We start from the raw sequence: 6,720 nt of genomic DNA, 5'->3' as shown, positions 1-6,720 counted from the left end.
CAGTTTCAGAATGATTCGCAGCGCCAGGCCCAGCCACTCCTCCATGTCCGTGGTTTGGGTCGCCTCACGGCCGGCCTCCGAAATCTGGGCGATCGCTTGACGATGTTGCTCCAGCTCAAAACGGGCGGATCGCAGGCTCCTCGCGGTCACCAGGGCCAGGGCGATTTGATTGCCGATGAGGGTCAGCAGATCGCGCTCCATCGAGAAAGCCGGACGAGGCCATCGGTATCCAAAGCCCAGAAGGCCAACCGGGGTCCCTTGATATATCAACGGGATCATCACCAGCGTGCGAACACCGACCCACCTCACTACCTCCCGGGTGATGGACGCCAGGGCGGCGGTTCGGGTATCCTCGATATACCATGCATACCGATGGGCCTGGAAAGCCGTATAGGTCTCATCGTCCATTTCCAGATGGCCGAACCGGGCCGAGAACCCCTCGCCCAGGCCGAAGCCGATCACCAGATCCAGGCGCCGGCCCTGGATCTGATAGGCCACCCCTACATCCGCTTTCCATATTTCCATCAAGAGGTGAAGCGCGCTGGACATCAGGGCCTGCGGATCGTGGAGATGATAGCCGAGCTCGGCCAGCATCCCCAGGGCTTGGGAGAGCTCTCGCTGAAGCCGCTCCTCGGCGCTCGAGGCGATCTGGCGGATCACGCCCCAGGAAGGACCGGGGGTGGCCAGCCAGCGAGCCTGACCGCGCTCTCCCTGGGATCCAAGGACGATCTCCCAGACCGCCGGAAGGCCGTCATGGAAGAGCCGGGGCCACGCCTCTTGCATCACGCCTCGCTGAGCTGGGCTGATCCATTCCCAGATCGGGCGCTCCAGGAAGCCTGCGCGGGGAACCTGCCAGAAAGAGGAAGCCGCAGCATTTAACCACAGGACCCTGCCCTCAGGGTCCAGCACATACAGAGGCTCCCCCATCGTCTCCCATTGAACCAGACGCTCCGCCGGAACCAGGGGGTCCAGGTGGAGTTGAAGGATGTGCGGAGATCGCCCGGGCACGGCGATAAATCGACAGGGGAAAGCCAGTGGGTTCAACCAGAGAGATCCCGTGGAAGGTTCCCCCTTTTGGATCGCTTCCTCCAGGACGGACCAGGAAGGGGAGATTCTCGCTATGCCTTCAGCAATCCGGAAATGCCCTCGGCGCTCCAGCCTCGTTTTTAGGATGGCGGCGAGGCGCTCATCCGGGATAAAGCGATCGTTCCGCAGATCCAGACGAGCTTTGAATGCGAAGGAAATCTTCTTCTGCCGGGCCATCCCGATCTCCTCTCTGAATCACACGTTCCTGTGGGGGCAGGCACGGGGGCCTGCCCCTACGGAATGCACGTGCGCCCCATTATTCTGTAGGGGCAACCCCCTGGTGGTTGCCTCCATCCCATCAGGGCAGGCATGGGGACCTGGGGGCAGGCCCAGGGGCCTGCCCCTACAATCGACGACGGCGTTCGGCCGTCGATGGGGAGGCAGGGGCCGTTCCTGGCAAAGGAGGTGCCCCCGGCCGGCCATGGCAATGCTTATACTTCTTGCCGCTGCCGCAGGGGCATGGATCGTTTCGCCCGATGGAACGGGACGCGGCTTCGGGTTGAACTCGCGCTCGAGATCCTGGGCCCCCCCGACGTTCCCGAGCCAGGGCCTGGCCGGTAGGCACGATCAGGAAGAGCCGCCGCACGGTTTCCGCCCGGATGTTGTTCAGTAGATCCTGGAACATCTCAAAGGCCCGCCGCTTGTATTCGACCAGTGGGTCCCGCTGGCCGAAGGCCTCCAGCCCGATCCCCTGCCGCAAGTTCTCAATCGCCGTGAGATAATCGACCCATAGTTGACCGATCAGGCCGAGCAGCAGGTTACGGGCGGCTGTCGAAAAAGCCCGGCGCCCAAAGAACCCGATGGCTTCCCCTTGGAGCTCCGGATCCCAGCGCCCGAAGGGAACTTCCGCCACCACCTCCCAGCGCTCCGCCCCCAACCAGTTCATCAGGCTGAGACGAGTCGCCTCATCCAGATCGATAGGCCGCTGCTCCACCATTGAAACCCACACCGAACGGCCCAGCTCCTCCTCCCGGGCTTCCAGCACCTTCCGGAGGTGTTCCAGGATTCGCGCACCGCGCTCTGAGGCAGGGATCTCTTCCAGCAGCTGCCCGGCCAGATAGGAGAGCGGGAACACCACCTGCGCGTAGGTCACCCGTTGATGGGTCCGTGTATCAAAAGCTGTCTGCCGGGTGAACTGGGCTTCCCAGATCGCTTGCGCCAGCGTTGCCAGATCCCGTTGCCCGTTCAGACGATTGGCCAGGATCCCTTCCACTTCCTGAAGATGGGCTTCCAGGCGGTTCTGGCTCTCCTGCAGGATCTCCTCACGGATGATCTCCGTCAGGTCCTCCCAGGGGGCCTCCAGTAGGTCCGTCTCGCTGAGGGTGAGCCCGATCCCCGCCCGGCGGGCCGCGGCCGTCAGGGCCTGCAGGCGCAGCGTGCGATGCCCCGCTTCCCGCACCGCCTCCATCAGGCGCTCCCGCACCTCCTCCGGCGCAGTGATCCGCAGGCCCTCTAACCGGATCTCCAGGCCGGTCAACTCGCGCACCCGTTCCAGAAGGCTGCGGAGGTTCAGCCCCTGGCGGCCCTCCGCGCCTTCCTGAAGCCAATCCTCGAACGCCCGCTCCGCCGTATCCACCCAATCCGCGAGGGTCTCCCGGCTGCGCTCGGCCACCGCCTGGACGGCGCGGGCCGCAGCCTCCGCCCAGTGCGCGGCCGCTGCCTGCGCCGCCTCGCGAAGCAACCCCGCCACCTCCTGGAGGGAGGATCCGCCGGGCTCGAGGCGCTCCAGGAGCAGGGCCAGGCTGAAGGAAGGGAGGAACCGTCCGTCGCTCAGCAACATCGGGGGTTGGACAGCATCCAGCCACTCGATGATCTTCCACCCCTCGCCGGGCTTCATCTGCTGAAGCCGACGTCCGACCTCCGCTTCCACCATCGCCCAGAGATCGTCATGAAGGTCATCCCGCAACAACAGCCGGAGGCGCTGGCCGTAGATCAGCTCTCGCTGACGATTGAGGACGTCGTCATATTCCAGCAGGTGCTTGCGGATGTCAAAGTTGTAGCCCTCCACCCGCCGCTGGGCTTCCTCGATGGTTTTGTTTAACCACGGATGCTCCAGCGGCTCGTCGTCGTCTCCCCACACCCGTTCCATCCACCCGCGCAGGCGATCTCCAGCGAACCGTCGGAGCAGGTCATCCTCCAGAGAAAGATAGAAGCGTGAGGAGCCTGGATCCCCCTGGCGTCCGGCGCGGCCGCGCAGCTGGTTGTCGATCCGTCGCGCTTCGTGGCGCTCGGTGCCGAGCACGTGAAGCCCTCCCAGGACCTTCACCGTGCGCTCGCCTTCGATATGCTCCAGAAAGCGCTGCACCGCCTCCCGATACAGCCCATGCTGGGAAGGGTCCAGCCGCCGCAACGCTTCCGCCCGTTCCTCAAATGTCATCTCGTAGGGATCAAAACCCGCCCGGCGCAGGACCCGGTTGACATCCCCCAGGACCTCCTCCGGCAGCTCGCCGCCCAGTTTGATGTCCACGCCACGTCCGGCCATATTGGTGGCAATCGTCACCGCCCCCACCCGGCCGGCCTGGGCGATAATGCGCGCCTCCCGGTCGTGGTGGCGCGCATTCAGCACTTCATGGGGAACCCCATGCCCCAAAACCCGTTGAAGTCGATCGGGATGTTCTACCTTCCATAGGGCCATCAGGCGTTCCAGGTTCGCCGGGGCGATCGGATCCGGATCCAGCCCCAACGCCCGGGCCCAGGATCGGAGTTTCCCCAAAGGGAGCTTCTCCGGCGGCTGGTTCAGCAGCCCGCGCTCCTCCTCCGAGAGAGGGCTATCCTCTCCCTCTGCCTCCCGACGCCGCAGCGCGTCCTTCACCAGATCTACCAGCGCCAGCCAGCGCAGGCCCTCCGCCTGCAAGCGCTTGCTCAAATAATCCGAGGCCTCCACCGAGGTGGTTCCCACCAGCACGGGCCGCCCCATCGTGTGCATCTGGACGATCTCCCGCAGGATGGCCCGGTGCTTGGCCTCCCGCGTCCGGTAGATCACATCCGGGTAATCGATGCGGATCATCGGCCGGTGGGTGGGGATCACCACCACATCCAGCCCATAGATCTTCTGGAACTCCTCCGCCTCCGTCGCCGCCGTGCCGGTCATCCCGGCCAGCTTCTCATACATGCGGAAGTAGTTCTGGATCGTGATGGTAGCGTAGGTGACGTTCTCCGGGCGGATGGGCACCCCCTCCTTCGCCTCGATGGCTTGGTGAAGTCCATCGGACCAGCGACGGTCGGGCATCAGGCGGCCGGTGAATTCATCAACGATCACTACCTGACGGCCCTGCACGATATAATCCCGGTTGCGCTGATACAGGAACTGGGCTTTGAGGGCCTGCTCCAGATGGTGGATCAGCTTCATCTGCTCGGGGGTGAGCTCCTCGGGGCGCTCCGGATCGAAGAGCGGCTTGCCGATGAGTTGTTCGACCCGATCATACCCGGAATCGGTGAGGTGAACCGTGCGGTGCTTCTCATCGATCTCGTAGTCCCCTGGGCGCAGTTGCTTCACGATCTGCGCCCAGCGGATGTATTCCTCCGTCGCCTCCTCCGCCGGGCCGCTGATGATCAGGGGCGTCCGCGCCTCATCGATCAGGATGTTGTCCACCTCGTCCACAATCGCATAACGGTGCGGGCGCTCCAGCCGCTGAACCCGCGCCTCGAGGGTGAAGGCCATATTATCCCGAAGGTAATCGAAGCCGAACTCGTTGTTCGTCCCATAGGTGATATCTGCCAGATAAGCCTCTTTGCGCGAGACCGGGCGCAGGTGGGCGAAATCCTCTTTCCCCCCATCGTAATCTGGGTCATAGATGTAGGCGTTGCCCTCCCCGGCCTGCAGCAATCCAACCCGAAGGCCCAGCATGTGGTAAATCGGGCCCATCCAGCGGGTATCCCGCCGGGCCAGGTAATCGTTCACGGTTACCAGATGAGCACCCAGCCCCAGCAGGGCGTTGAGGTAGAGCGGGAGAGTGGCGACCAGGGTTTTCCCCTCGCCGGTTTTCATCTCGGCGACCCTGCCGAAGTGGAGCGCGATGCCGCCCAGCAGCTGCACGTCATAATGGCGCAGCCCCAGGGTTCGCTTCGAAGCCTCCCGCACCGCCGCGAAAGCCTGGGGGAGGATCTCCTCCAGGACCGCCTCCTCCGCCTGGCGTAGCTCAGACAGACGCTGCTTCATCTCGTATTCCAGCTGGGTGCGCCGGTCCGGGTCGCGCTCCACCAGCCAGGCCAGATAGGCCCGGCGATAAGCCTCCCGATGGCCGGCGATCGCCTCGCCGATCTGCGTCCGGAACCGATCCGTCATCGCCCGCAATTCGGCGTCCGTCAACGCCTCGAACTCCGGTTCCAGACGGTTCATCGCTTCTACCAGTGGAGCCCATCGGCGCAACCAGCGATCCGATGGATCCCCCAGGATCTTCCCCAGAATCTGTTTCAGCATTGCCTTCCTCTCAGACCATAGATGATATGGCGCGTGGGACGGCGCGCCGCGCCACGCGCGGAAAAACCTGGGGGCGGAACGGGTCACTTTCGGCAACCCTGCCGCCCCCCACTCGGCCCGGCAACCCATGCGCTTTAGCTTAAGTTTAACTCAGAACATTCCACATCGAGGAAAAGGGCCCCTGCGCTGCCGGATCCAGCCGGAGGGCCCCTCCGTTTTCGGCGCGCCGTCTCATCCACCCTCTCCGCTCGCACCCCTTGGGGCGTGAGGCAAGGCAGCTTCACTGCCTGACCCCTCGCCCCAGATTTTCTGAGTCTCTTCCCCACGTCACTTCCCGGCGTGAAGGAGCATCGGTGAAACGTCTTGCTGCTGTGCTCGTTGGATGGGATGATGAAAAAGCCCTGGAGAATTTGGGCCGTCGAGGTTGCCGAAGCGGCCTCGACGGCCCATACAACCGGCGGATCGAGCGCACGATCCGTCCACTGCCCGTTGCCAGTTATAATAAACAATAAAAAGGAAGGCCATTCCTGCCCTATCCCTCTGTCTGTCAGCAGTGAAACACTACCGACGCGTTCAGGGTGATGGACAGCGAAGCCGCCTGCTCCACCACCATAAATCTCCGCCCAACATTGGGCCCAGCCAGCGGCACGTGCTCTGAATATGAGCCGAAGTCCGTGAAGGGACCGCGCGCTTATCACAATGATCCCCCTTACGCCATGGGCAACTTCAGGTGACAAGTCCGATCCAGGCGCCCTCAGGAGGGAAGCAGGCTAGACCTCTCCCCCTTTTCTCTCCCCTTCCCAGGGCCCTGAGGCCCTGGGAAGGGGAGAGAAAAATATTTTTGGGGCCGGAACGCTGCCGAAGGCGGTGTCCCAGCCCCAAAATCCAAAGCAAAGCCTGGAAGTTGCACCTGATGTTCCTTATTTCAGGTCGGGGAGGGGCTTATGATCTTCGATCTGGTGCTGGTCTTCGGTGCGTTGATCAGCGGGTTTCTCGGAGGGCGGAGAGGGCTGGTCAAGCAGATCCTGAGCTTGGCCTCTGTTTATCTCTCCATGTTACTGGCCATCGGCTTTCAGGATGCCCTGGTGAGGGCTTTCACCCAGGCTGTGGGTCTGGTCACGATCGAGACATCCATATTCTTCTTTGTGACGACTTTTCTCATTGCCTACATCGGCCTGGAACTTCTGAATTTCGCCTTCTATCGGCAGACCCGC

At 63.2% G+C, this 6,720-nt stretch carries 3 protein-coding genes and 2 pseudogenes; 1 reads left to right on the top strand and 4 read right to left on the bottom strand.

Annotated elements, in window-relative coordinates; all coding sequences use genetic code 11:
- The 4 genes and pseudogenes from NZM16_RS12875 to NZM16_RS12870 all read right to left on the bottom strand — a co-directional run.
- The coding region (locus NZM16_RS12875) for a GAF domain-containing protein (RefSeq protein WP_295480743.1) at window positions 1-1,263 on the bottom strand (1,263 nt) is incomplete at its 3' end.
- Between the two features lie 166 nt (window positions 1,264-1,429).
- Window positions 1,430-1,651: an SEC-C metal-binding domain-containing protein gene (locus NZM16_RS14110; RefSeq protein ID WP_366946159.1), complete on the bottom strand. Its 222-nt coding sequence runs from the start codon at window positions 1,649-1,651 to the stop codon at window positions 1,430-1,432.
- Window positions 1,652-1,666: 15 nt separating this feature from the next.
- Window positions 1,667-2,035 (bottom strand): annotated as a pseudogene (locus NZM16_RS14105) (hypothetical protein); the annotation flags it as partial.
- A 630-nt stretch (window positions 2,036-2,665) separates the two neighbouring features.
- Window positions 2,666-5,506 (bottom strand): annotated as a pseudogene (locus NZM16_RS12870) (preprotein translocase subunit SecA); the annotation flags it as partial.
- Between the two features lie 944 nt (window positions 5,507-6,450).
- Between NZM16_RS12870 and NZM16_RS12865 the strand changes: the two are divergent.
- On the top strand, window positions 6,451-6,720 hold a 270-nt coding region (locus NZM16_RS12865; protein WP_295480739.1), incomplete at its 3' end, for a CvpA family protein.

It is taken from the genome of Thermoflexus sp. (assembly GCF_025055495.1).
In the GTDB taxonomy this organism is placed as follows: domain Bacteria; phylum Chloroflexota; class Anaerolineae; order Thermoflexales; family Thermoflexaceae; genus Thermoflexus.
Note: the sequence above shows the minus strand (reverse complement) of the source record. Positions and strands in the feature narration are given on the sequence as shown.